This window comes from Desulfosarcina alkanivorans, from assembly GCF_009688945.1.
GTDB classification, from domain to species: domain Bacteria; phylum Desulfobacterota; class Desulfobacteria; order Desulfobacterales; family Desulfosarcinaceae; genus Desulfosarcina; species Desulfosarcina alkanivorans.
Window position 1 is genome coordinate 1,633,897 of sequence record NZ_AP021874.1, and the last position, 25,456, is coordinate 1,659,352.

Here is a 25,456-nt window from a genome sequence, read left to right on the forward strand (position 1 = left end):
GAGGAGTTTATCATGGACGACGCCACAGCGGAAACATTCAAACTGACCCTCGAATACGACGGTTCAGGGTTTCATGGCTGGCAGCGGCAGAAAAAAGACCGCACGGTGCAGGAAACCATCGAAAAGGCCCTGGCGGTCATGACCCGGGAAACGACCCCGCTCATCGGTTCCGGCCGCACCGATGCCGGCGTCCACGCCCTGGCCCAGACCGCCAGCTTCAGGACCAGCGCGGGCCTGAATGCCGATGTGTTTTTCAATGGCCTCAACAGCCTGCTGCCCGGGGATGTGGTGGTCCTTTCATGTGAAAAGATGCCCGATCGGTTCCACGCCCGCTTTGACGTCCGATCCAAACGCTATCGCTACCATATCCTCAACCGGCCCACGGCACCGGCCATCGGCCGGCAGTTCGTCTGGCACATCCGCAAGCCGCTGGACGCGACGGCGATGAAACAAGCGGCCGGCATCCTGCTCGGCACCCACGATTTCAAGGCCTTCGAAGGTGCAGGCAGCCCCAGGGCCCACACTGTTCGCAGCGTCACCGATTCAACCCTAAAAATTACCGGCGGCGGCAACCTGGCCTATGATATCGCGGCCAACGGGTTCCTGCGTTTCATGGTGAGAAATATCGTGGGTACGCTGGTTGAAGTGGGATTGGGCAAATTTACGATTCAGGATGTCGCCGACATCCTGAAGTCGAAAGACCGGTCACGTGCCGGGGCCACGGCACCGCCCCAGGGTCTGTTTTTAACCGAAGTGGTGTATTGAGCGCGTAATGGGTCAGTTGCGGACCGCACGCCTGACCCCGACAGGGAGAAAAGGCTTTGGGGGAAGTCCCGGCCCGCCAATGCGGCGATGCTGATGCTTGCCTGATTGCCTATCGGGTTCAGGATGTCAGGCCGGCATCCTGAAGATAGCGGTGATCCACGTGTTTGCATACATGATCGGCAAAACCGACGCCGGCTTCCTCGTATACCACGTATGCCGCGTCGATCCCTGCCTGTTTCAATTCGGCCACCTCATCCTCATAACGCACGGACGCCGTGATCTGGCCCGCATAGCCGCGATCTTTCATCTGGCCGATGGCAAATACGCTGGCCTTTGGATCCGGCAGGGTCAGCATGACCAGGTCGATACGGGTTGTGGCAGGATCGGTCCGGGCCCAGAAATCGCTGTCCGACGCATCGCCGAGCACCACCCGGCGGCCGTGCTCGAGATGGGCGGCCACGGACTCCTCGCAGAAATCGACCCCCACCACCACGTTCCCATATCTCCGGCGCATCTCGTCGTAGGCCGCCGATCCAATCCCTCCCAACCCGATAACGGCAATTTTGGCGTCCCCCGGATCCAGGGGGACTTCATCGGGCAGCCGTTCAGCGATCTGGAAGCGTTTCAGCGGATCGGCCCACCGGGCGTAGATGGCATGGGCAAATGAGTTGGCCGGGGCCGCCATGATAAACGTGCAGGAGAGGGCAATGGCCAGGATAACCAGCCAGTCGCTGCCGATCCATCCGTTGGCCACTCCGATGGCCCCCACGATGAGGCCGAATTCACTGTAATTGGCCAGGCTGAGGGAGGAGAGCAGGGAGGTGCGCGCCCGCAGTTTGAATCGGGTGAGCAGGCCGAAAAACAGGGCGGCCTTGAGGGGCATGACCAGTGCGAGCAGCAGCGCAATACCCACTGCTGCCAGCGATGGTGCACCGGAAATGCCGATGTTCAGGAAAAAGCCCACCAGAAAAAGGTCCTTGAAACTCAACAGGGCTTGCGCCAGTTCGGAGGTTTTGGGATGGCCTGCCACCAGCATGCCGAAAACCAGGGCCCCCAGGTCGCCTTTCAAGCCCACCAGTTCGAAACTTCCGTACCCGGCGGCAGGCAGAAGGATCCCGAAAAGCATCAACAATTCGCCGTGACCGCAGCGCGACATGAAACGCAGCAGCAGCGGGCGAAGCAAAAAGAGGGCCCCGATCCAGAAAGGCGCCCATATGCTCGGCGTTTTCCCGGAGGAAACGGCCAGGAAAACCACGGCGATGAGGTCCTGCATGATCAGAATGCCAATTGCCGTGACGGCATGACGCGAGGCCATCTCGCGCTTCTCCTCGAAAACCTTGACGGCAAAAACCGTGCTGGAAAAACTCAACGCAAAGGCGATGAGCAGGCACAGTTTCCAGTCCAGACCGCCCATCGCGGGCAAGCCGGCCATGCCGAGCAGTCCGATACCGAGGCCGAAAGCAGCCACGGTAATCAGCATGTGAAGGGTGGCGCCGGCCCACACCTCCGGGCTGGCCAGATTTTTGAGTTTCAGCTTCAATCCCACCGAAAAAAGGAGCAGGGTCACCCCGGCATCGGCGATGGTCTCCAGCTGGTCTCCGGCAGCGACGCCCAGGCTGTTGAGCACAAATCCGGCCACCAGGTATCCGACGAGCGGGGGCAGTCCGACACGGCTTGAAAGGGCTCCCAAAATGAAAGCGGCGACGATGAGGACAGGGTCCATAAAGTATACTCCCGGTTGAAAGCAGCGGTTAAATTAACATGTGCCAGCCCATTTGAACCACCCTGACCGAAGCCCGTTAGGCTTTTTGAATCCGTTCCCGGCTGCACCGGCCCCAAAACGGACCAGGGTATTCTCCAGTGGCGACCGGGGGCAACGCCGGATCGGTATTCATTCAGCAGTGGCCGGATCTGCCGGGACACGCTGCCTTGGCTTCCGCCAGGCCGAAAGATCCATTTCCTGCTCCGTTTTGGCCACGACGCAGGTCACGGCCAGGTCACCGGTCACGTTGCATGCGGTGCGCCCCATATCCAACAGGGCGTCGATGCCGAAAATCATGCCGTAGGCCATGGCCACCGGTGATCCCGGCGCCACCTTCAAACCGACCGATTCAAGCACCATCATCAGCATGATGGCGCCGGCCCCGGGAACGCCTGCGGTGCCGATGGAGGCCAGCAGTGAGGTGGCAATGATGGTCAACTGCTGGGAGAAGGTCAGCGGGGCGCCGATGGCAAACCCCACGAAAATGGCGCAGACCCCCTGGTAGATGGCGGTCCCGTCCATGTTAATGGTGGCGCCCAGGGGCAGCGAGAAGGAATAGACCCCCTGGGAGATGCCCATTTTGCTGCCGGCAATGTCCATGCTCACCGGCAGGGTTCCCCCGCTGCTGCGGGTCACAAAGGCCGTTACGATGGCCTCTCTGGCTTTGCTGAAAAAGACCGGTGGAGACAACTTGAATAGCAGCAGAATGCCGCCGTAAACCAAAACCATGTGACCGACAAAACCGGTGTATACCGCCAGGGTGGTCCACCCCAGGGGGCCGAAAGCCTCGGCGCCCTGTTTGCCGAAAACGTCGGCGATCAGGGCGAACACCCCGATGGGCGCGTATTGCAGGATCCAGTGCACCACCAGGTACATGATTTCGGCGCCGCCGTTGAAAAAACGGAAAACGGTTTCCCCTGATTTCCGGACCGTTTCGTCCTCGCTGTTGCGGGTGTATGCCAGGCCGATGCCGAAGAGCAGGCAGAAAAAGATCACCGGCAGTACGCTGCCCTCGGCAATGGCGCCGTATGGGTTGACCGGCACCACGTTGATCAGGGTGTCCACCAGCGAGGGGGCCGATACGTCCGCTTTGATCCCTTCGGCGGCGCCGGCGGCGATCTGCATCCCCTGGCCGGGTTGAAAAAGGTTGCCGCAGATCAGACCGAAAACAACGGCAAAGCCGGTGGTGACCGTATAGATCACCAGCGCCTTGAGCCCCACCCGGCCCAGTTGGGATGGATGGACGCTGGCGGCACCCACCGTCAGGCTAAAGAGGATTACCGGCATGACGATCATCTTGAGCAGCCGGATGAAAATCTCGCCGAAGGGGCTGACCCAGACCATGGCCGGCCCGAAAGCCAGCCCGCAGACAGCCCCCAGGATCAGACCCGCGAGGATGCGCACCAGGAGATTGCACTTGAAGTACCAGGCGAACAGTTTCATCGGGACCTCCTTGTCGGGGATAGCCGCCACGTGATCTGCAGACAGCGACGCCTTTTATTCATAGCTGTCTCCCTTCCCCTGAAACGATTGGCGTCGCTCTTCGATCATGGCTTGTTTGTCGGCAATGAACCGGTTCCTCAGGAATTGGGCCCGGGTCAACTTTTCCGGGGTGGCCGGTTCTTTCCCAGCCCAGTCCATCTGTTCAAAATATTCATACCTGAGCAGGTCCAGCGTACCGTCCGTCCGGATCTGATCCACAAACAGGTTGAGCCAGTTCAGGAAATCCGGATCACCCTGGCGGATGGCAAACGCGTAGAACTCCCGGGTCACCGGTGCAAGCAGGGCGGCCACCTGCCGGTAATGCGCGACATGGGTGTTGCGCCAGACCCGGACAAACGGAGAATCCGCCACCATGGCATCCACTTCGCCACCGACGACGGCGGCGGCTGCAGCGGCCGCCGTTGGATACCCCTTGATCATGCCGGGGGGGAACAGCTGCATGGCAAACGCTTCGTGGGTGGTGCCGGTTTTGACCCCCAGCCTGAGGTTGTCGACATCCAGCAGGTCAAAATAGGCATTCGCGCCGGGAGGAATCCTGCTGCGCCTTACCAGGGCGGCCTGACTGACCTCGAAATAAGGCCTTGAGAAACTGACCAGAAGCCCTCTTTCCACCGTTCGGGTCATGGCGGCCATGATGATGTCCGATTCACCGGCCAGCAGTTTGGGAATCTGCTGGTCATAGGTCCCGGGGCGGATGAAAGTCACCTCCACCCCGAGAAACTCGGCCAGCAGATAGGCCAGGTCGACATCGAGGCCGACGATCCGGCCATCTTTTACCATGGAAAAGGGCGGATACTCCCGATTGAGGGAAACGTTTATCACCCCTCGTTCCCGGATGCGCTGGAGTTCTCCTGCCTGGCTGAAAACCGGTACCGTCAACACGGAGATCAAAAGAATCGTCCAGTATCGTTTCATCATATCCGCCACCTCCAGTCTATGGCGCCTGCCATCGCTAAGAAAGTTCCCGCCCATGAATATCCGGCAACGCACGGTTATCTCAACGGAGCCCGCAACGGCGGTCGGTCGTTTTGCGCATCAACGATCGCCACGGGTTGGATCGCGTCCCTCGCCCTGCAACCGATCCATCGTTGAGCCGCCGGTCAGCCGCCTGAACTGGCACGTGGCCAAAAAAAGCCTAGGACCCGCTGTTCCAAGTTCGGTTAATGTCGAAGACGATCAGTTCATGGTCCGGGCGGTCCAGAAAATTGAACAGTCCCGTAATTACCGCCGGGGTCGAGACGGTGGCATCGACGACCGACTGGAAGGCCAGCACCGGGGGGAACCGGCTCAGGTCTCCGGATTGATGGGCTGCCTCCAGGCGTTCACGGACCGCGTCGGCAAGCCGGTAGACCTGGTGGCCGGCGTTGATGGCAAAAGAGTTGTACTTGTAGGCATTGTACTCCGGCTGAATGCTGTTCCAGGCCAGCTTTTCCAGCCCCAGCCAGCGACTCATCCGGGCTTGCCACACGGAAAGGGCGGCCAGACGGGATACGCCCAGGGCCGGTGAGATGAGAACCATTTTCTCTACCTCAGGAAGGCTTTCGTCGTCGAGACATGCCAGTGCGTAGGCCACTGCAAGCGCGCCTCCGGTGGAGTATCCGACCAGGAAAACGGGCCGGCCGGGGAGGCGCTCCCGCAGGTGTCGCATGGCCAGGCGAACGGATGCCGCCATATCCTCCCATGTCACGTGGAGCAAGCCGCTGGGTACAGTGCCGTGTCCGGGAAGCCGCAGACCGAGCACCCATGCCCCCTGTGCATTCAATCGTCGGCCCAAGGCCCGTAAACTGTATGGTCCGTCGGACATTCCGTGCAGCAGCAGCACACCGGCGGCAGGTTGGGCGGCAGTCAGCTCGAAGGTCCGGTTCCAGTCGGTGCCCCAGCGGACCGGGTCGGTCAGGCTGCCGCGATTATACCGGTTGAGAGGCCCCCGCGCTTCGGGTGATATGCGGGCCATTACCCGCTGTTCCATCTGCTGGAACAATCTTGTTTCCACCGCCAGATATTCCTTCAGGTCCGCTACCGGTGAATCGGCGGAATACTCGCCTTCCAGATCGATGGTGTGCCACAGGTTGACATCCGGTCGGTTTTCCAGGCTCACCACCACCACCAGGATGAGTGTTATTTGGGCTGGAAGCTGAATTTCTGCCCCCCCACGCTGGCTTCGTACATCAGCCCCCCCTTGGCGTGAACGAACACGACCATGCCTTTGTGGTAGCTCGTCGCAGCCTGGGCCCCGGTGGCCGGACCGGCGCTGGCCCCGGCCGTGGCGCCTTCAGTACCGGCCTTGGCCTGCACACCGGCAGTAATGGCAACTGCCGATACACCGGCATCGAATTCGAAATTACCGCCGGTGAAGTCGTCATAGGCCCGTTTGTCCTCAAAGAAAACCATCTGGCTGAATGCCTGCCCGCCCAGTTGAAAACCGATGGTCGCTTTGATCAGTTTGGCGGTGCCGGTGACCACCCCCCCCGCGTACACCTGTCCGGTGCCGTAGGCGCCCCCGATGACGAACCCCCCTTTGCCCACGGTGGGGAAGACTGCATAGCCGTAACAATTTTTGAAGAAGGGTTGAACAGCCGACGATTTTTTAAAGACATCGATGGTGTTCGTGAATTTGTCGGCATGGGCGGGGGTAAAAACGGAAACCCCCAGAATCAGGGCCACCGGGATAACAAACCATCTTATCGCTTTCATCATACATCCTCCTAAACTGAATTGAACTTATGGTGTTTTCGGTGAAACGCGCGCTTTGGTCATGCGGTTGCGACGCGGGGCCGCGACAATGAGAATTTTCGCCTCGGTATTGTCTCCGTCGCTCTGCAGACCCGGCAGTGCGGCCCACGGGAACCCCGTAACGAATCCAAAAAGAATCCTGCCGCCTGACGAACCTCCGTCTTTTTTACCGGTCAGAAACGAAACAGCACCCCGGCCAGGGCGGTGATCACCTCGGTGTCGTAGAAGTCAATATCGGCATCTTCCAGCAGGTAGGAACCGGAGGCAAATACGCTGAAATCCTCATGGCCCAACGGTTTCCAGCCAAAGGGGTTTTTGTAGTAATATTGAACCCCGGCAGCATAGCGGTCATCTTCCCGGGCCTTATCGTAGATGGGGTTGTCTTCATCGAAGTCCGCCCAACCGACCAGTCCGTTGACAACCAGGGTCACCGGGTCGTTGAAGAAAAAATAGGTCAGCTGAAAATCCATGCCCGAGTTGCTCATGGCGTCGCCGTCCCGGTCCTCGTTGAAATAGGTGATGCCGGACACCAGCCGGTGACGATCGCCGAAATCGAAACGGTAGTTCAAGTCCAGGTAATGGTTGTCCCCGTCCCTGCGCAGCAGGCCCCTTTCCGCCGGCGACAATCCAAGGGAAGGCGATAAACCGCTCTCTTCATTGTCGATTTCGATGCTGCGGTACGAGTATCTGAACTCGAAGCTGGATCCCAGGATGCGGTCGTAAACCAGGCGGGCGCCGGTGGAATCTCGGTCGGTCTCCTGCCGTGCGCTGTCCGTTAGATAGGGGTCTTCCCACACCTCGGTGGGGATGCCAGAAAAAAGAAAACCAATGGAAAGGATGCTCTTGTCCGGCAGTTCCTGTTTGACCGCCAGTTGCTGCCCCAGTTCCAGACGGGCGATGTCCTCGATCTGGGACCCCAGGGTGAGTTGGGTGCGCGTACTCGCAAAGGTGTAGGCCAGTTCAAAATTGAACATGCCCATGCCCGTGGTTTCCGAATCGGGTTCGTCGGTCAGGGAGTTGATGGTCTCGTCACCGACGTCCATCAGGTTATTGCCGGCCACCATGTTGCTCTCGTACTTGAGCACACCGGCACCGGCACGGATAAATCCGCTGAAGCCGGATTCGTTCGGGACCGGGTCCAGTGCGTATGCGGTGCACGCCAACATGGCCACCAATGTGATCAACAAAAATGCTCCTGCACATTTCATTCGTACCGCCTTTTAGTTTCAGTGGTAAGCAGTTGGGGAACCCGGCTCTATTGACGGACCCGTAGGGTGCCGTCCGGGCTCTGGATCAGCCGGATGCGGTCACCGACGGCAAACGCGTCGTCTTTCTCCTGGACCACCACCATGATGCGGCCGTCATCCATCTCCACCTCGATCTCCAGTGCCGCCTTGGTCGCCATGGTTCCTTCCGCAGCGCTACCGGCTGCCGAACCGGCCAGGGCGCCGCCGGTCGTTGCCAGCCGTCTGCCCCGGCCGCTGCCGATGGTGGAGCCGATAATGCCGCCGACGACCGCCCCGCCCACCGCCCCGGCACCGGTCTGCTGGCCTTGAATCATTACGTCGGAAACCTTCAGGACGGTTCCGTAATAAACCGAAAGGGCGGTTTGGGCCTGTCCGGGCGTATAGGTTCTGCTCCCCTGATGGGGCTGGCATCCCCCTGCCAAAAGACCGAAAAACGTGCAAAGAACAATAAGCATCATTCCTTTTTTCATCGCCGATCCTCCTCATCATTGTTTTGGTAAAACGGGATTGCCGTCGAAACCGGAACCGTTGGAAGAAAACGGCCGATGGCCTGCCGCTGGAGGCCATAAACAACCGATTCAGCGTTCATCGAGCGATCGTCCCATTATCGTGGAGATGAAACAGTTGAAATGGATCGTGCCGGAATTGCCGTCATCGTCATCGTCATCACCATCGTCATCGTCTGTCTCCGTATCGGCAATCGAAACGAATATGTTCCATTGGTCGTTGGCATCATTGTCAGTCAGGTTGGACGCCAAAGAAGTGAAAACGATGAAATCACCGTTTTCATTCAAACAGGCTGCCCGGCTGCCTGCGTTGCCTTCAACGCCTGAATTGTCCACGCTTATCCGTTCGATGATGCCATTGGTGCGGTCGGCCACGAATATATCGGGTGCGCCGTTGGTGTCATCAACAACCAGGTTGGCCGCTTCGGAGGTAAAGGCAATATAACGGCCGTCGGCGCTGATGGCCGGTTCACGGCTCTCCTGGTCGCCCTGGAGCCCACCCCTGCCGACGTTCACCCGAACGACGGATTCATCGCTGCGGTCATAGAGGAATATATCCCCAAAACCGTTGGTGTCGCCGGCGACCAGGTTGGACGCATCCGATGCAAAGGCGACATAACGGCCGTCGGCGCTGATGGCCGGCGAGTGGCTGCCGCCATTTCCCTGGCCACCGCTGCCGTCAACGCTCACGCGCGCAACGGTTTCACTGACGCGGTCATGGAGGAATATATCCCCAAAACCGTTGGTGTCGCCGGCGACCAGGTCGGACGCATCCGATGCAAAGGTGACATAACGGCCGTCGGCGCTGATGGCCGGCGAGTGGCTGCCGCCATTTCCCTGGCCACCGCTGCCGTCAACGCTCACGCGCGCAATGGTTTCACTGACGCGGTCATGGAGGAATATATCACTGAATCCATTGGTGTCGCCGACGACCAGATTCGTGGCTTCCGAGGCAAAGGCCACGTAGCGTCCCCCGGCACTGATGACGGGGTCACGGCTGTCGCCGTCGCCTTCCGTGCCGCGGTTGTCAACGCTTGCCCGGTCAATGGTCTCACTGACGCGGTCAAAGATAAAGATATCTTCATTCCCATTGGTGTCGCCGGCGACCAGGTTCGTGGCTTTTGAGGCAAAGGCCACGTGGCGTCCCCCGGCGCTGATGACGGGGTCACTGCTGTCGCCGTCACCTTCCGTGCCGCGATTGTCCACACTGACCCGCAAAATGGCGATGTGTTCCCAGTCATAGACGAAAATATCGTTTTTCCCATTGAAGTCGCTACCGGTCAGATTGCTTGCTCCGGATGAAAAGGCCACATCCGTGCCGGTCGCGTTGACAGCCGACAAACCGCTGCTGCCGCTGCCCTCTGAGCCAGCGGCTGTCAAATCCAGCCGTTCGATCGTCCGTGCGCCGGCCGGCAGAATATCCACAACCAGCAGGGCGGTACAGAGCATGGCGCCGATGTTTACCGCTGCAATCCAACGGGTCAGATTCATCAGGGAATGAATTTCCTTTCATCCATAAATGATTCCAGTGCCGTCACCCGGTCCAGATCTCAGGATGATCAGGGAGAGATCGTCCCCCGAATTCCGGCGCACGGTTCTATGGCCCCTGAGTGGAGGAACCGGTGTCGTAGAATCAATTCACAAGGATGCCGCGGACAAGAATCAGCCGGACGATAACGCGATCGTCCGTTTCGGCCGGATCAATTCGTATCGGATGCTTTGGTATCTCGGGGAACGGTGAAAAGGCCTGCTTCAAGCCGTGAATGCGCTTTTCAGTGTTGTTTATACCATTAAAATGTCTGTTTCACCACCCCTGCACCCGACTAACCGACAAAATCCGACTTCTCCAAAATGAGCAAAAGCCTGCCGGGTTCCGTTCAGGCTTACCGGTATCTCTGTGAGAAGAACACTCATTATCCACGCATCGGTGCTTGAACGAGCCGGTCCGCTCCGGAAAAACGGAAAGGAAACTGTTGCACGGGCACGCGGTCACTTGATCCGAACCATGAGCGGTCACTTTTTAAAATGCGATGACGCTTTTTCGAATGCCTCCGCCAGTGCTTTCCAGGCCTCTTCAGCCCCGTCTTTCATATCCCCCCAGGCGCTTTCACCGGCCAGGTCAAGCGCCTTGATTTTAGCCTTCATGTCGCCTCGCAGATTCCGGAACCGCTCGCGCTTTTCTTCAAATTTCTTGATAACCTCGGCACTTTCATGCTGGGCACCGGCCTCCAGTTTGTTGCGTTCGATATTCCACAGATAATTCAGGTGGTCATACTTTTTTTTCAATTGTTCGACAAACGCCTCTTTTTTGTCAACCATCGTTTCCTCCTTTTTTAGAATAGTGCACAGGGAATAAAAAAACCGTTTCTCACTCGAAACGATAAATCAGGAGGAACCGACAGGCAAATGATCTTTTCGCCGTTCACCAGAATTGAAATCGAATTGGCCGAAGTTGTCAAAAGCTGAATCCATTCAAACACGATGTGCAAAACCAAAATCCGGCTCAGACGGGTCTGTCCGCCATCATGGTGTGGATAGGTTCGCTTCCGATTTTTTTTAAGGCACCTATGGGTTCGAAGCGGTTGCAGTGAGCGAATAGGATTAGGACCTGAACCCGATGTCCGCGTTGTCACGGGAATTATAAAAACCGCTGGAAAAGGCTGCGAAGTTGCCGGGGGGATCAAAAACAGGGCGCACCCTTTTTATTGATGGGGCCGACGGTCGTTTCCCTGGTTTTGCGCCTGACGCCGTGACTTCATCTCGTCCACTTTGTGGTTGTAGAAGGAGATCACCTCACGACGGTTGAGCATGCCCAGCAGAATCCCATGGTCGTCGGTCCGCACCACCGGGAGGCTGTCGATATTGCGGGTGGTGAATTTTTTGAGCACGGAGTTGAGGTCCTCGTCCGGGGTGGTGACGATAATGTCGGATGTTCCCACATCCTTCATGACCACCAGCTGCTCTATTTCAGGTGAGAAAAGCACGCCCCGGATATCGTTGACGGAAAATATCCCCACCAGCCGCTGCTCCTCATCCACCACGGGGAAATAGTGCTGCTTGGTCGTGGAAAAGGTGCGCTTGAACTCCAGAAAAGGCATGTCCTGGGGGATCAGGGTCACTTTCTTAACCCGGGGCATGAGATCGTTTACCGGAATCGACTGAAGGATATCCACAAAAAAGTCGCCGGCATGGGCCGGTGAATTCACCTTGCTCTGCACCTGGCGGTCAAAGATGGTCCAGCGCCGGGAAGCCATGTAAGCAACGGAACAGACCAGCAGGCTGGGCAGCAGCAGATGATAGGAATTGGTCATCTCGCTGACGAAAATAATCGTCGAGATGGGGGTGTTGGAAACGGCGGTAAAAAAGCCGGCCATCCCCACCACCACGAAAGCACCGGGTTCGGTGACAACAGAAGGCATGATGTCGTGAAAGATTTTTCCCACGCATCCGCCCATGGCCCCACCGATAACGATGGAAGGACCAAAAACACCGCCGCTGCCCCCCGATCCGATGGAGAAAGAGGTGGTCAACACCTTGCCCAGGGCAAGCGAGAGCAAAAAAGGCACCGCCAGCTCATTGTTGATCGCCTTCTGTGCAAACCCATAGCCAAAGGCCAGGGTATGGGGCAGAAAAAAGCCGATGATGCCGGTCAACAGCCCGCCGATGGCGGGTTTGATGTGATTGGGTATCTTTTTGATGCGTTCAAAAAGATGGATCGTCCCGTAAAAGGCCTTGATGTAAAATACACCGGTGGCCACCAGAACCAGGGCAAGAATCAGATATGGCCCGAGTTCAAGGGGGTTTCGGAAATGAAAGGGGGGTGAATCGAACAACGACCCCCACCCGAACACCAGACAGAAGACACAGTAGGCGACCACCGAGGAAATGCCCGCCGGTATGATCACTTCCGATTCGAAGTCCGGGTCTCGATAGAGCACTTCGGCGGCAAACAGGGCACCGGCCAGCGGAGCCCGGAAAATACTGCCCACACCGGCGCCGATGCCGGCGGCCATCATGATCCGCCGCTCCCGGTCGGAGAGTTTCAAGGTGGTCGCCAGAAACGAACCGAATCCGGCGCCGATCTGGGCGATGGGCCCTTCCCTGCCCCCTGAGCCGCCGGTGGTCAGGGTTACGGCTGAAGCGATCGTCTTGATAATCGGCACCCGGCTGCGGATAAACCCGCCTTTGTGATGATAGGCCCGGATCGCCGCGTCGGTGCCGTGACCTTCCGCCTCCGGTGCAAATGTGTACACCAGCCATCCGCTGAAAAGCCCGCCGAGGGCAGGCAGAAACAAAAGCATCCATCGGTTGAAGGGCACCGATGTGGGCGGCAGCAGATGGTGTTCGCCCGCCGGTGCCGGAGGACGGTATCCGGCAGCCATATCCAGAAAGAAGTGAACGCCCAGCTGACACAGGTAGTGAAAAACGATGGAACCGAGCCCTGCAATGAGCCCGATGGCAATAAAATAGAACGACCAGCGGGTGGCCTGGGCCACATTCAGGCTTTTCAACCGTGCTTGGATTCGCCGGTAGGCGCTTGGTTTGGCTCCCGCTTGCGGCATGGTTTACTTGCTTTGCTCCAGGTTTTTAACGCCCTGGAAAATAATATCGAAAAGTTTTTCCACATCGGAGGCTTCCATACATGAAAAAGCGATGCGCAGATTCGATTCGCCCAGTGCGATCAATCCCACGCCATATCGATCCAGAAGGTGAACCCGAAGGTCTTCCGCATTGACGGTTTTGAGCCGAAGGCACATGAAATAACCGGAGTTGAAGGGATAGACCTCCCAGGCCGCGGCATACTTGGGGTCCCTGGAAACCGTCTGAATGCGCCCGGCCCTCCCCTTGAGGATTTCGAATTTTTCCTTTTTTTCACCGGGATTGTTCGGATCCTGCATGGAGTTGAGTAAAATGGTCTGGCTCAAATGGGATGCGTTGGAGATGGTGCCCCGAATGCATCCGGCCGTTTTTCGTTCCAGTGCGTCGAAAAGCGGCTCCGTCTCACCGCTGAACGTGCCCCCGTAAGTGATGAACCCCACCCGCAGTCCCCACACATAATTCTCCTTGGTGGCCCCGTCGAGTTTTACGGCCAGGATGCCGGGATGCGCACCGCAGAGTCTGGCGAAGATGGATTCCTTAAGGGTCTCCGGTTCATAGAACAGGCCGAAATAGGCGTCGTCGGTAACCGCCAGCACATAAGTCCCCGCGGCGGCAACGTCTGCCAGAATGTCAACGATGCGATCCGCTTCTGCCTCGGTAACGGTGTAGCCGGACGGATTCTGGGGAAAATTCAGCACCACCGTGATTTTTCGATTGTCGGCCGCTTCCTGGCGGACCGCCTGTTCGAAAGCGCCGAGATTGAACCCGCCATCGGCGGTAAACAATTCATAGTGGCGGATACGGGCATCCTTGCGCACGGAAAAGATCATGCTGTAATTGCCCCACATCATTTCCGGCAGAATGATGACATCCCCCGGACTGGTCCACACATCGGCAAACGTGGCGATGCCATGGGTAATCCCGCAGGTTACCACCGGCAGGCTGACCGATTTACCCGCCAGGGACGGATTTTTTTCAAACAATTCGGTCTGCCACCGTTTTCGCAGTGCGGGAATCCCGAAGGACGGGGCATAGGTCAGCGACTGGCTGGGTCGGATATTGTTGATCGCGGTCATCACGCTGTCAAACCGCATGGTCTGACCGCCTTCCTTGGCAATACCGATCGTGGCATTGATATCATTGGCTTTTTCCTTGGCTTCGGCACTCTGGCTCAAGATGCCCTTGGGGAAAAAAAGCCTTTTTCCAACATCGGAAAGCATGTCATAGACATGCGGTGCGGCTGCTTTGATGGTCTGATTCAGCTGTTCAGCTAATGGATTCATGGGATTTCATCCTCAACGGGTGTCATTCGGCCGCGGTTCCGACAAAAATCAAGCTGGAACGTTACGGTTCCAACGGTTTTTTGTCTGGTGCGGCAGTTGAATAGTCCGGGGCCCGGCAACCGGTATCGAAAACGAGACGATGATACGTTGACCAACATGACAAGGGGAATATCTACTTCCTGGACACGAAAAAATCAAGCAAAAAGCTCTTTAGATATCAGGAGGATGCGGTCAAGGCGGGATTCCGCCCTTTATCGGCGCGACAATGCCCGCAAACCCGACGCAAAAACCCCGCCACAACAATCCGGAGGCGGGGTCTTCGACAAATCTTCGGGAATGTCGGCAAAAAGGGCTACTTGCGAGAACGCTTGGACGCCTTCAACGGGTTGATCTTCTGCGTGTTCTCGGCCATGCTCGAGCTGACATGGGTGGCCAGGTTGCAGTTGCCGTTCTTCCACTTGGTAGCGGGCTCGGGGCAGGCGGCACAATACCATCCCGAAGCGATCTCGAGGGTACGGCTGCATCCCTTGCACTGCTCCACGATTTCATAGCACACACCACCATTGTATCCACAGCCTTTGGCTGTCATGAAGGCACATTCCATGCCTTTGCGAACCGTTGTACATTTCATTTAAGAATACCTCCCAGTTTGGTCTGAACAATAAAAAGGCCAAAAGAGAAAAGTTCCTTCGGCCTTTTCAAAATCTCGCGATTTGTATTCATATCAAACTGGCTTGTCAAGCACTTTTTTCATGAATCGCCATCATGCTGATAAACGTGAACATCACGCTGGGGGAAGGGGATGGACACACCGTTGGCGTCAAAGGCCTTCTTGATTTTTTCGGTCAGGTCGAAGTAGACCCCCCAGTAATCTTCAACCTTGACCCAGGGGCGAACCACGAAGTTCACACTGCTGTCGGCCAATTCGGAAACAGAGATTTGCGGTGCGGGGTCCTTCAGAATGCGGTCGTCCGCGGCAATGACATCGGTCATCAGCGACCGGGCCTTGTCGATATCGTCCTCATATCCGATACCCATGACCATATCCACACGGCGGGTGCCCTTGACTGTCCAGTTGACGATGTTGTCGTCGGTCAGCTTGGCATTGGGAACGATGACGGTCTTGTTATCGGCCGTTTTCAGCTGGGTCGTAAAAATCTGAATGGCCTCCACCACGCCGAACACGCCGGCCCCTTCGATCAGATCGCCCACCTTAAACGGCCGGAAGATGATCAGCAGAAAGCCGGCGGCAAAGTTGGACAACGAGCCCTGGAGTGCCAGGCCAACGGCCAGGCCGGCGGCACCCAGAATGGCAATAAAGGAGGTGGTCTGAATGCCGAGCTGCCCCAGGGCGGCGATGACGATGAACGCCAGCAGGCCGATATAGGCCATGTTGGACGTGAAGGAAATCAAGGTGGGGTCGACCTTGCCCTTGGTCATGACGCGCTCCACCAGCTTGCGCACCCCCTTGGCCACCCACCGCCCGATGATGAAAATCGCCAGGGCGGCAAGGACTTTCAGCCCGTAGACCGTCAGCAATTGATAGACTTTTTCAAGTATCTCTTCCATTTTAATATTCCTTTCCTGATTCTTTCCGGTTCCTGTCAGGTGGCGGCACGGTTACGCCAGTCGGCCGGCGTTTCCCGATGGCGTACCGTGAAAATCATTTCACATGCTTTTCACGAATGCATCCGCCTCTTTGATGGAACGGTTCATATCAGCGATCAGTGAAGACACCTCCGTCTCGATATCGGCGACCTCTTTTCTCAAAGAGCTGACCGCTTGGGCGTTCAGGTTGTGCTTCAGGTAGAGCACATAATCCCGAAGGTTGTTAAGCACCGGGTCCATAGACGCTTCCGCGCGGGCCATTGAACGCTGCAGCCGTGCAAACCGATTTCGCGTGTCCTGCAGGGAGGCGCGGCTTTTGGATTGAAGCTTCACGTTCTCGATGGTATCGATTTCCGACGCCCATTCGCTGAAAAGGTCATCGGCAATGCGCTCGACTTTGTCGATCCGGTCGCGTACGGCGTCGGCGCGCTCTTCACAGCCCTGATAATCTCCACTGAGCTTGGCGTATACGTCTTCCAGTTCATCGCCGTCAAAACCATACAAGGCCTTGATACGTTCCACGACGGACGCAAACTGTTCAGACGCCTCGGCCTGGTCTTCGCGCACCTGTTCGACATTGTCCCTCAACAGGTGGCGTTTCTCTTTGCCCATTTTCTCCCAAACTGCATAGTAAGTACTCTGACAACCGGACAAAATGAGAAGAAAAACAATGGCCGGAATCATAAACGGCGCCCATAGAGGCATAGATGAGAATACGCGATAATTGAAAACGTTCCCGCTGTCGGTCATGTGCGGCTCCAGGCAATTGGGTTGGACACGGCTCCCGAAGCCCGGCCAAACAGCGCCGGGCCGCAGGAACGATAGAGAAGAATGACCACCGGGCCTCAGTCCACCCGGGTAAACTGAACGCGTCGATTCTTTGACCGGCCGAGCCGGGTATCATTGTCGGCGACGGGTCGATCCGGCCCGTACCCCTTGGCGGAAAGACGGTCCGGTGATATCCCTTTTCCGATCAGATAATCCGCTACGGCCTGCGCCCGGCGCTGGGACAGGTCCATATTGAATGCCCGTGCGCCGGTGCTGTCGGTATGGCCTTCGACAACCACTTTCATCCGGGGATTGGCTGCCAGCCCGGCGGCAATCTCATCGAGGATCCCGTACGAAGAGGGCTGGATAGCAGCCTTGGAGACTTCAAAGTTGATATTGTTGAAGGTCCATGAAGATGCGCCGGCATCCAGAATGGTCACCGGACAGCCGGAATCGTCAACTTTCACACCGGCAGGCGTTCCCGGGCATTTGTCAAGAAAATCCGGCACGCCGTCGCCATCACTGTCCAGCGGACAGCCCGTGGAATCCACTTTTACCCCGGCTGGGGTTCCCGGGCATTTATCCAGATAATCCGGCACGCCGTCCTTGTCACTGTCCAGGGGACAGCCAACCGCATCGACCTTCACACCGGCAGGCGTTCCCGGGCACCTGTCCAGGTCGTCGGCCACACCGTCGCCGTCGCTGTCCATCATGTCACCGATAAACACCTTGTTGACAAAGTCGGCCATCTGCTGCCCCCTGGCCAGATTATCCGCATTGGTGGCAAACCCGCAGCCGCCGATTCTGGCGATCTCATCCACCAGCCACTGTCCGCCGCCGTCATCTCCCACAAGCACGGGATAGATACAGAGCGAAGCCCCGATCTTCTCTTTGATGGCGGTTGCCGATGCGACCGGGCCCATCCCCATGTCTTTGCCGTCGGTAACGATGATCAGGGCGCTGTTCCCGTCAAGCCCGTCCAAATCGTCGGCGGCCGCGTCAATGGCCCGTTCAAGAGGACTGGTGCCACCGGCTTTGGTAATGGTGGAAAGCGCTTTTTGGCTTCCAATCTTATCGAAGTCCCCCACGTCATCGATCAGCAGTGTACTTTTCGAAGAGAACTTGGGGTCATGCCCGTAGGTGCGCAGCCCGCTTTTTATTCCCGCATCTGCTGGAATGGTTTCGGCCATATTGTGCACCACCGCCGTAGCGATATCGAATTTTTTCCACTGCTGATAACCGTCATCCATGGAGGAGGAAGCATCGAGAATAACAACCACATTCTGTGTTTTCAGTGCGTGCCCGCGGGCATCGACATCAACAGGGGTAAACGGGGGAACCGCCTGGTAGGGTGTGGCGCAGGCAGTCATCAAGAATGCAATTGTCACGACAAAAAAAAGCGTTGAAAAATTGGGTTTCATGGCAATTCCTTTCCGTCTTCAGAGTATTCTTTGATAAGAACTTTTTCGGGAATGTGATCGAAAAAAGTGGAACAGAAAAATGAGTAAACTTTATTCAGGAACGATTGGACCAACGCTGACAGAGCGCCAATTTTGAGGGATCGCTTTTGATACTAAAGGATCATCCGGATCTTTGCAACAGCTTTCTTCTCAGGTTTGGCAGCAGTTAAAATAATAGCCTTTGAAAAAAAATCCAGTAGTGCAGCAAAAAAAATTGGCCCGCCGTCGTTTTTCCCACAACAAGGCAGGTCCGGATCGGGACGACCGCCCACCGGCAGCCATCTGTCCCTAAAGGGAACGATTCGCCATGAAGCCTTGCCAATCATGCCCTTTGCTCAGGTCATGCGTTTCATTGACTTTTCAAACAAATGGGCTATTGTTGAACAACATATTAAATGCAGACTGGAGCAGGAAATGGATCCAAGGCGTCATGGCGACGATCGCACCCATCCGTTAACCAGCGAAACCACTCAATAGAAAGCCCGAGTCATGATTTTAGACGAAGCACGACAAGTCCTGCAGATCGAAGCGGACGGCATCCTGAAACTGATCGACCACCTTGACCACCGGTTTGACCGGATGGTGCAGGCCATTTTAACCACCACCGGACGGGTTATCGTCAGCGGCATCGGCAAATCCGGAATTATCGGCCGGAAGATCAGCGCAACATTGAACAGTACGGGAACACGCTCACTGTTTCTCCATCCAGTGGAAGCCATGCACGGCGACCTTGGCATGGTCTGCCCGGACGACGTCTTTCTGGCCATGTCCTACAGTGGAGAAACCGATGAGCTGAACATCCTGATGCCCAGCATTCGCAACATCGGATGCACCGCCATCGCCATGACGGGAAACCCGTCGTCAACCCTGGCCAAACACAGTGACATCGTCATTGATGTGGGCGTTGAAAAAGAGGCCTGCCCCCTGGGTCTGGCGCCGACGGCCAGCACGACCGCCCTGCTGGCCATGGGAGACGCGCTGGCCGTGGTGCTGATCAACAAGAAACATTTCAAAACCAGCGACTTCAAGCGTTTCCATCCCGGCGGTGCGTTAGGCCAGCGGCTGTCCCGCCAGGTGAAGGACATCATGTTCAGCGGCGATGCCGTACCCACCGTCACCACCGCCGCATCCATGCAGGAAGCCGTGGGGGAAATGGACCGGCAAGGCCTGGGCGCCCTGATCATTGTCGACGAAAACCAACGGCTGGCGGGTATTCTCACCGACGGCGACCTGAGACGGATGATCGCCCAGAACAAACCGGTATTCGACCAAACCCTGACAGCCGTAATGACGCCGTCGCCCCTGCATGCATTTTCACAATCCCCCGCCTTCGATGCCCTCAACCTCATGGAACAGCATGAAATCACCGTTCTGCCCATCATCGACAACACCCATCGGGTAATGGGGATCCTTCACCTGCACGACATCCTCGGAAAAGGCGAATTCAAATTCAACGGGCTCGATCCCGCCAAAACAAGGTAGCCCGGAGCAGCGTCCCGAGAAGGAGCGGTTATGGATCAAGAAATCATCGAAACCGGCATTCAGGCATTGGGGGAGGCAAAAATTCCATCCCCCATGTTAAAGGAGGAGCACGGCGGAATCCACCATCTCTTTGTCTCCGATGAAGACCGGGTGATGATCAATATCAAACAGGCGGCTATCCGGGCGATGATGGCCAACGGCATCTCCCCTCCCGCCTTTGAACTGGCGGGTCCACGGCGAAAGGTGTATTTCGATGCGTCCAAACTTCGGTGCGCCATCGTCACCTGCGGCGGTTTGTGCCCGGGGCTGAACGACATCATCCGTGCCATTGTACTCGAACTGCACTACCGGTACGGCGTAAAAATCATCTACGGGGTCCGCCACGGCCTGGAGGGATTTATTCCCGAGTTCAACCACGACTTCCTTGATCTGACCCCCACCCGCGTGACCACCATCATGAACATGGGCGGCTCGATTCTTGGATCGTCGCGCGGGGCGCAGGACATTGAGCGGGTGGCGGACTGCCTGGAGGTGAACAATATCGGCATCCTGTTTATGGTGGGCGGTGACGGCACCCTCATGGCCGCTTCGAAGATTGCGGATGCCATTGCCCAGCGAGGACTTAAAATCAGTGTGGTTGGCATCCCCAAAACCATCGACAACGACATTCACCTGATCTCCCGCTCTTTTGGATTCGACACCGCCGTGGATGTCGCCCGGCTGGCCATCCAGAGCGCTCACAACGAGGCCATCGCCTACCCCAACGGCATCGGGCTGATCAAACTCATGGGCAGGCACTCGGGCTTCATTGCCGCAACGGCAGCCCTCGCCCAGCAGGATGCCAACTTCGTACTGATTCCGGAAGTGGACTTTGACCTCGACGGACCGAAAGGTTTGATGGCCGCAATAGAAAACCGGGTGACCAGCCGGGGTCATGCGGTGGTCGTGGTGGCCGAAGGGGCCGGGCAGAAATTCTTCGAGCATGTGGACGAACGTCGGGATCCGTCGGGCAACATCCGCCTCAATGACATCGGCCCCTTTCTAAAGGAGGCCATCAAGGCCCACTTCGCTGAAAAGGCCATCCCCTTGAACATCAAGTATATTGACCCCAGCTACATGATCCGCAGCCTGCCGGCCAATGCCAATGACAGCGTGTTCTGTGGATTTCTGGGCAGGGACGCGGTTCATGCGGGAATGGCGGGAAAAACCAAACTGGTGATCGGCCACTGGAACAACCATTTCGTGCATTTGCCCATGGTGGCCACGGCCGGGAGAAGAAAACAAGTCAGGCCGAGTGGCAAACTCTGGACAACCGTGCTGGAATCAACGGGGCAGCCGTCGCTGAAAAATGATCCGGCTTAGCCGTGCGGTGCAGGCAGAAAGTCGAGGAGCACACGGGCGTGGCGGCGTGACGCCCCCCTGTTGGAAAACGCCGCCTGTCTGGCCAGACGGCCCAGCCGACGGGCCTCGGCCGGGTGTGTCAACAGGTAAAGGGCGCGTTCCGCCAAGTCTTGAGGGTCTTTCACGCAGATCCCGCCGCCGAAGGTCTCGAGCAGGTTTCTGGCCTCTTCGAAATCTTCCATGGAAGGCCCGAAGAGCACCGGTTTGGCCCACACGGCGGGTTCCAGGACATTCTGTCCGCCCAGGGGCACGAGGCTTGCCCCGCAAAACACCACCGAGGCCAGGGCGTAAAGGTCGCGCAATTCACCGATGGTGTCCAGGATCACCACCGGTGCCCGCCGTCCGTCCGGCCCATATCCCAGTTCGGTCCGCATTTGACAATCGATCTCCTTTTTGCGCGCCAGCGCTGCGATCCGGGCGGACCGTTCGATATGCCGCGGTGCAATAATAAACACCAGGTCGGGAACCCGCACTGCCAGACGGGTATAAATATCGATGAGGATATCCGTTTCCGACCCGCGAACACTGCCGGCGATAAATACCGGTGTGTGGCCGTCAACGGCGTAAATCCGCTTCAAACCGTCGATGGAAAGCGCATCCGGATCATAATCCCGGGCGTCCATTTTTACATTGCCGTTGATTTGAACGCGATGGGCCGGTGCGCCCAGGCGCATGATCCGCCGGGCGTCCGCTTCGGATATCATGCTGAAGGCATCCACCTTCTCAAGAACAGGCCGTATCAGGGGCCGGATGGTCGTATAGGAACGGATCGACCGCTCGGAGATGCGTCCATTGAGAAACACGATTTTAACGCCCTTTCGATGGGCTCTCAAAATCCAATTGGGCCATATCTCCGTCTCCATGCAGACCAGCAGATCCGGGCGATACGCAGACAGAAACCGCCCGACGGCCCCCCACAGATCCACGGGTGCATAACGGACGACAGCCCGGTCGGCAAGAAGACTGCGGGCGTAACGCTGGCCGGTCCCGGTTGTGGTGGTCAACAGGATGAACAGTTCCGTGGGAGAGGCATCAAGGGCGTGAACAATGGTTTCGGCTGCCTTCACTTCGCCCACGGAAACAGCATGAATCCATATTCTTGGAGGTGCGGGCGGGATGGAGCGGCAGCCCTGCAGATCGTACCCCAGCCGCTGGGCCAGAGACCGCCTTCGTTCCGGGTCTTTCCTCCCGAGGCACCAGACGGCTGGCAGGACGATCAGGCCAAGCCCGGCCCCCAGAAGAATATAAAGGAAATGGAAAAAATTCATGGTTACCGACCAGACACGGTCTACTGCATTTCCACGACCGGTTCGGCCTCCGGGGTTCGCTGGACCTGGACGAATCGCCCCCGCTTGATCCGGAGCATCTGCAGGGTCTTATCGGCCTCTCCGTTGGGTGCGAACCTGGTACGACCGGACACCCCTTCGTAATCCGAAAGACGAAGAAGGGCCTCTTTCAGCGCCCGCCTTGAGTCGGTGGCCGTCTGCCGCATGGTCTGAAACACCATCATGGCGCTATCGTAGGCCATCGCCTCGATGATTCCCGGCCCTCGGCCAAAGGCGCTCCGAAAGGCCGCTACAAAATTCTTGACCCGCGGGGCCTGGCTTTCGGCAAAAAAACCGTCGACGATCAGTGTGCCTTTCATGTAATCGCCGGACATATCCAAAAGCGTTCGGGAATTCCATAAGTTGGTACCAAGCAGAAAAACATCACGGATATCGTAATAGGCCAGCTGCGGAATGACCAGCCCGGCTTTCTTCGGCGCATCGGGAATGAAAACGGCGTCGAAATCCAGGATGGGATGCCATTGGTCATCCCTGTCCGGAGATCGCCGTCCAAGCCCGTCAATGACGTCACGCGCCAAAGGAATACCGCTGATCCGCTCGACGGGGTCATCGATCAGCCCGGGGGCAAAGGGTTCCAGCCCGGCCATGAGGCTCAGCAGCGGCGGGCGAAGCCTTGGAACACCGTCCTCGGCCAGATCACCGGGTACGTCGTAGAAGATGCCAGCCAGTTTTTTTATGGGTTTGGCAAAATCGGTCCCGGCGGGATCATACGCCTCGACACCGTTCACCACGCCCCCGTGTTCGATCACCTGATCCCAAAACAGGTTCATGTATCGCCGGCCGTAGTTTTCCTCGGGGTAAAGGATGGCGAACCGCCTGGCCCCCAGTTCTTCCACGGCAAAGGACACCAGGGCGCGAACCTGCAGGTCCGGGGTGATAAAATGCCTCAGCACATATGTGCCGATATCCGGTATGCCCTCCCGCTGGGTAAAAACGAGGATCGGAATCCCCCTGGCCTGCGCACTGGCGGCGGCTGTTTCGGATGCGGACATAGGCCCGAGGATAGCGCCGACCTTCTGCTCATCAAGCTGGTCCACCGCCTTGACGGATGCACCGGGATCGGACCGGGAATCCTCTATAACCAGTTTGAAAGGAATGCCGTTACCCGCTTCACCCGACTGGCTCAATGCCAGTTCGATGCCGTTCAGCGCCCGCTGCCCGTATATGGCGTAAGCGCCGGAAAGGGGCAGCACGCAACCGACCGTAAAAGGGGTAAAGCGCGCGCGTTCCGTCAGGGAATGGATCATGTCAGAAGCATCCTGATAGTCGGGGTGGTCGGGAAATCGCGCCACAAAGGCCGTCAGGACATCCATTGCATCATCGTAGTTTTCATCCAGGATGAACGCCATGCTGAGCCGGTATAGCAAAAACCCCATGGTGCGCCGATCCGTCACCCCGGCAATCATCAGTTGGATATCGTCGGCGCTGAGTTGTTCCGCCGTTTTTTTAAATCGGGTCCAAACCCTGTCCGCGTCCTCACCGGAAACAGCGTTCAACGCGTGGTAATATGAGCGGGCCGCATCGAGGTGAGCACCCAGCGCCGAATAGGCATCCGCAACAATGAAAAGAAGCGGTGTCCGCTGGAGGGGAGAATCGGTGGCTCCGACAAAAGCCGTCCCGGTCCTGACCACCGCCTGGAAACGGCCACCGTCGTACAGGACTTGCAGAATTTCCAGCCGGGCATCGGAAACCAGAGCACTGTCGGGAAATTCTTGTCCCAGACGGGCGAAGACGGCCAGGGCGTCGTCGTCACGGCCGGTAAGCCTGAATATCTTTCCTATTTTCAACAAGGCCGCATCCACAAAAGGGCCGTCGTAGGCCTCGTTCAACAGCGTGTTGTATCCTTCCAGCGCTTCGGCGTAGAGGCCGTTTTCGAAGGCGCGCTCGGCATTCTGGAAAGCCGTATAGCCGGGCATTTCAGGAGCCGGTCCGGGAATGGACACCGGCAATGGTTTGGGCGCGCACCCCGCGAAAACCACGATAAAAAGCAGAATCATCGTCCGAATGATCGAAGACATTGGCCTATTCTTTCTGTAAGGTTCCCTGCTCATGGGATCCGTGATTATCCTGAACCGTGTAAACATGTGGCCGCAAAGCGACATCGCTCAATCTACACAAGCTGATTCCATTGTCAAACGATTGTTCGTTCCGCCAACGTGTTGCGCAGGATGGCGGATTGGCCGTGGTCGGTGCTTGACATCTCACGGGATAGGACATTATAGTTGGGCATTCAAAGGGTTATCAATACAGACAGGCATTCCGATTTTATCCCATAAGAAGGGCCTTTTTCATGAAAAAAGCTGAGCTGGCATTTTTTTTGATTATTTCCTGTGCGCTGGTTCTACCGGCGTGCGCCGAAATTTATAAGTATGTCGACGAAAACGGACAGAAACGCTGGACAGATGATCTGAGCCAGGTCCCGAAAGAACAACGGCCTTCCGCCCAGCGTTTCGAAAGCGTGGAAGAAACACCCCCGGAACCGGACACCGCACCGGCCGAAGAGACCCGACCGGAAGCGTCGCTTGCCATCGGGGCCGTGACGGCGGATACCCCCGCACCAGCGGATGCCTTAAGCCGGGAAGCCCTGGAAAAGGAGAAGGCGGATTTAGACGCCCGTTACCAGCAGTTGATGGAAGAAAGAAAAGAACTTGAACAGATAAAAACAGAGGCCGACAGTTTTGAAGCGCGGGCGCTCCTGAACGAAAAGATATCCGCATACAACGACAAAACGAAACAATACGAAACGCAATTGAACCGTTTCAATGAAAAAATAAAAGCGTACAACCAAGAGATTATATCAAAAACGCCACCTCAAACCGATTGATTACAACAATCTGCCATCGGCTTGCCGCTGCGTTGCCGACTGGGAAGCGATCCCCGGTGCTGGACATCGTTCTCTTTTTCAGTTGATCATCCGAATGCGGATCGTATTCTCACGTCAAACATTTCCATCCATCACAATCATCTTACCATGAGAAAATCATTCAAGGAGG

The 25,456-nt window shown here is 57.2% G+C and carries 22 protein-coding genes; 4 read left to right on the forward strand and 18 right to left on the reverse strand.

Annotation, left to right across the window (positions count from 1 at the left end; genetic code table 11):
* Window positions 1-12 precede the first annotated feature (12 nt).
* On the forward strand, window positions 13-765 hold the full coding sequence (gene truA / locus DSCA_RS07195; RefSeq protein WP_155315781.1) for a tRNA pseudouridine(38-40) synthase TruA: 753 nt from the start codon (window positions 13-15) through the stop codon (window positions 763-765).
* A gap of 118 nt (window positions 766-883) precedes the next feature.
* Here the strand turns inward: truA and DSCA_RS07200 are convergent, their stop codons facing one another.
* The 16 genes from DSCA_RS07200 to DSCA_RS07275 all read right to left on the reverse strand — a co-directional run bounded on the left by DSCA_RS07200 (window position 884) and on the right by DSCA_RS07275 (window position 18,560).
* Window positions 884-2,488 carry a cation:proton antiporter family protein gene (locus tag DSCA_RS07200; protein WP_155315782.1) on the reverse strand — a complete coding sequence of 535 codons (1,605 nt, stop codon included), beginning with the start codon at window positions 2,486-2,488 and terminating at the stop codon, window positions 884-886.
* Between the two features lie 168 nt (window positions 2,489-2,656).
* Entirely contained in the window at window positions 2,657-3,970 is a 1,314-nt protein-coding gene (locus DSCA_RS07205; protein ID WP_155315783.1) for a dicarboxylate/amino acid:cation symporter, read from the reverse strand.
* A 54-nt stretch (window positions 3,971-4,024) separates the two neighbouring features.
* A complete protein-coding gene (locus tag DSCA_RS07210; RefSeq protein ID WP_167527653.1) occupies window positions 4,025-4,948 on the reverse strand; it encodes a transporter substrate-binding domain-containing protein in 924 nt (307 codons plus the stop codon).
* A gap of 217 nt (window positions 4,949-5,165) precedes the next feature.
* Entirely contained in the window at window positions 5,166-6,128 is a 963-nt protein-coding gene (locus DSCA_RS07215; protein ID WP_155315785.1) for an alpha/beta hydrolase, read from the reverse strand.
* 20 nt (window positions 6,129-6,148) lie between these two features.
* Window positions 6,149-6,727 carry a lipid-binding SYLF domain-containing protein gene (locus DSCA_RS07220; RefSeq protein WP_231716410.1) on the reverse strand — a complete coding sequence of 193 codons (579 nt, stop codon included), beginning with the start codon at window positions 6,725-6,727 and terminating at the stop codon, window positions 6,149-6,151.
* A gap of 209 nt (window positions 6,728-6,936) precedes the next feature.
* On the reverse strand, window positions 6,937-7,950 hold the full coding sequence (locus tag DSCA_RS07225; protein WP_167527654.1) for a DUF2860 family protein: 1,014 nt from the start codon (window positions 7,948-7,950) through the stop codon (window positions 6,937-6,939).
* 68 nt (window positions 7,951-8,018) lie between these two features.
* Complete coding sequence (locus tag DSCA_RS07230) at window positions 8,019-8,480, reverse strand: outer membrane lipoprotein (protein WP_155315787.1); 462 nt, start codon at window positions 8,478-8,480, stop codon at window positions 8,019-8,021.
* A gap of 108 nt (window positions 8,481-8,588) precedes the next feature.
* Window positions 8,589-10,007 (reverse strand): TolB family protein, encoded by a 1,419-nt coding sequence (locus tag DSCA_RS07235; protein ID WP_155315788.1) that lies wholly within the window; start codon window positions 10,005-10,007, stop codon window positions 8,589-8,591.
* A gap of 522 nt (window positions 10,008-10,529) precedes the next feature.
* A complete protein-coding gene (locus DSCA_RS07240) occupies window positions 10,530-10,835 on the reverse strand; it encodes a sll1863 family stress response protein (RefSeq protein ID WP_155315789.1) in 306 nt (101 codons plus the stop codon).
* 383 nt (window positions 10,836-11,218) lie between these two features.
* The gene (locus DSCA_RS07245; RefSeq protein ID WP_155315790.1) at window positions 11,219-13,078 is read right to left on the reverse strand and encodes a chloride channel protein; all 1,860 of its coding nucleotides are present in this window, start codon (window positions 13,076-13,078) and stop codon (window positions 11,219-11,221) included.
* Between the two features lie 3 nt (window positions 13,079-13,081).
* Window positions 13,082-14,398, reverse strand: coding sequence for an aminotransferase class I/II-fold pyridoxal phosphate-dependent enzyme (locus tag DSCA_RS07250; protein WP_155315791.1), 1,317 nt, complete (start codon window positions 14,396-14,398; stop codon window positions 13,082-13,084).
* A gap of 352 nt (window positions 14,399-14,750) precedes the next feature.
* Window positions 14,751-15,029 carry a PxxKW family cysteine-rich protein gene (locus tag DSCA_RS07255; RefSeq protein ID WP_155315792.1) on the reverse strand — a complete coding sequence of 93 codons (279 nt, stop codon included), beginning with the start codon at window positions 15,027-15,029 and terminating at the stop codon, window positions 14,751-14,753.
* Window positions 15,030-15,148: 119 nt separating this feature from the next.
* A complete protein-coding gene (locus DSCA_RS07260; protein ID WP_155315793.1) occupies window positions 15,149-15,967 on the reverse strand; it encodes a mechanosensitive ion channel family protein in 819 nt (272 codons plus the stop codon).
* Between the two features lie 99 nt (window positions 15,968-16,066).
* Window positions 16,067-16,711, reverse strand: coding sequence for a DUF2959 family protein (locus DSCA_RS07265; protein ID WP_197904817.1), 645 nt, complete (start codon window positions 16,709-16,711; stop codon window positions 16,067-16,069).
* Window positions 16,712-16,851: 140 nt separating this feature from the next.
* Window positions 16,852-18,195 carry an OmpA family protein gene (locus DSCA_RS32915; RefSeq protein ID WP_197904754.1) on the reverse strand — a complete coding sequence of 448 codons (1,344 nt, stop codon included), beginning with the start codon at window positions 18,193-18,195 and terminating at the stop codon, window positions 16,852-16,854.
* Between the two features lie 152 nt (window positions 18,196-18,347).
* A complete protein-coding gene (locus tag DSCA_RS07275; RefSeq protein WP_155315794.1) occupies window positions 18,348-18,560 on the reverse strand; it encodes a hypothetical protein in 213 nt (70 codons plus the stop codon).
* Window positions 18,561-18,723: 163 nt separating this feature from the next.
* Here DSCA_RS07275 and DSCA_RS07280 point away from each other — a divergent pair, with 163 nt between their 5' ends.
* Window positions 18,724-19,716 (forward strand): KpsF/GutQ family sugar-phosphate isomerase, encoded by a 993-nt coding sequence (locus DSCA_RS07280; protein ID WP_155315795.1) that lies wholly within the window; start codon window positions 18,724-18,726, stop codon window positions 19,714-19,716.
* 30 nt (window positions 19,717-19,746) lie between these two features.
* Entirely contained in the window at window positions 19,747-21,078 is a 1,332-nt protein-coding gene (locus DSCA_RS07285; protein WP_155315796.1) for an ATP-dependent 6-phosphofructokinase, read from the forward strand.
* Here the strand turns inward: DSCA_RS07285 and DSCA_RS07290 are convergent.
* Entirely contained in the window at window positions 21,075-22,385 is a 1,311-nt protein-coding gene (locus DSCA_RS07290; RefSeq protein ID WP_155315797.1) for a 3-deoxy-D-manno-octulosonic acid transferase, read from the reverse strand. The two genes, DSCA_RS07285 and DSCA_RS07290, sit on opposite strands and share 4 nt — an antisense overlap.
* 20 nt (window positions 22,386-22,405) lie before the next feature.
* The gene (locus tag DSCA_RS07295) at window positions 22,406-24,481 is read right to left on the reverse strand and encodes a penicillin-binding protein activator (RefSeq protein ID WP_167527655.1); all 2,076 of its coding nucleotides are present in this window, start codon (window positions 24,479-24,481) and stop codon (window positions 22,406-22,408) included.
* Between the two features lie 272 nt (window positions 24,482-24,753).
* Between DSCA_RS07295 and DSCA_RS07300 the strand changes: the two genes are divergently transcribed.
* Window positions 24,754-25,287, forward strand: a complete 534-nt coding sequence (locus DSCA_RS07300) for a DUF4124 domain-containing protein (RefSeq protein ID WP_155315799.1) — start codon at window positions 24,754-24,756, stop codon at window positions 25,285-25,287.
* The last annotated feature ends 169 nt before the right edge of the window (window positions 25,288-25,456 follow it).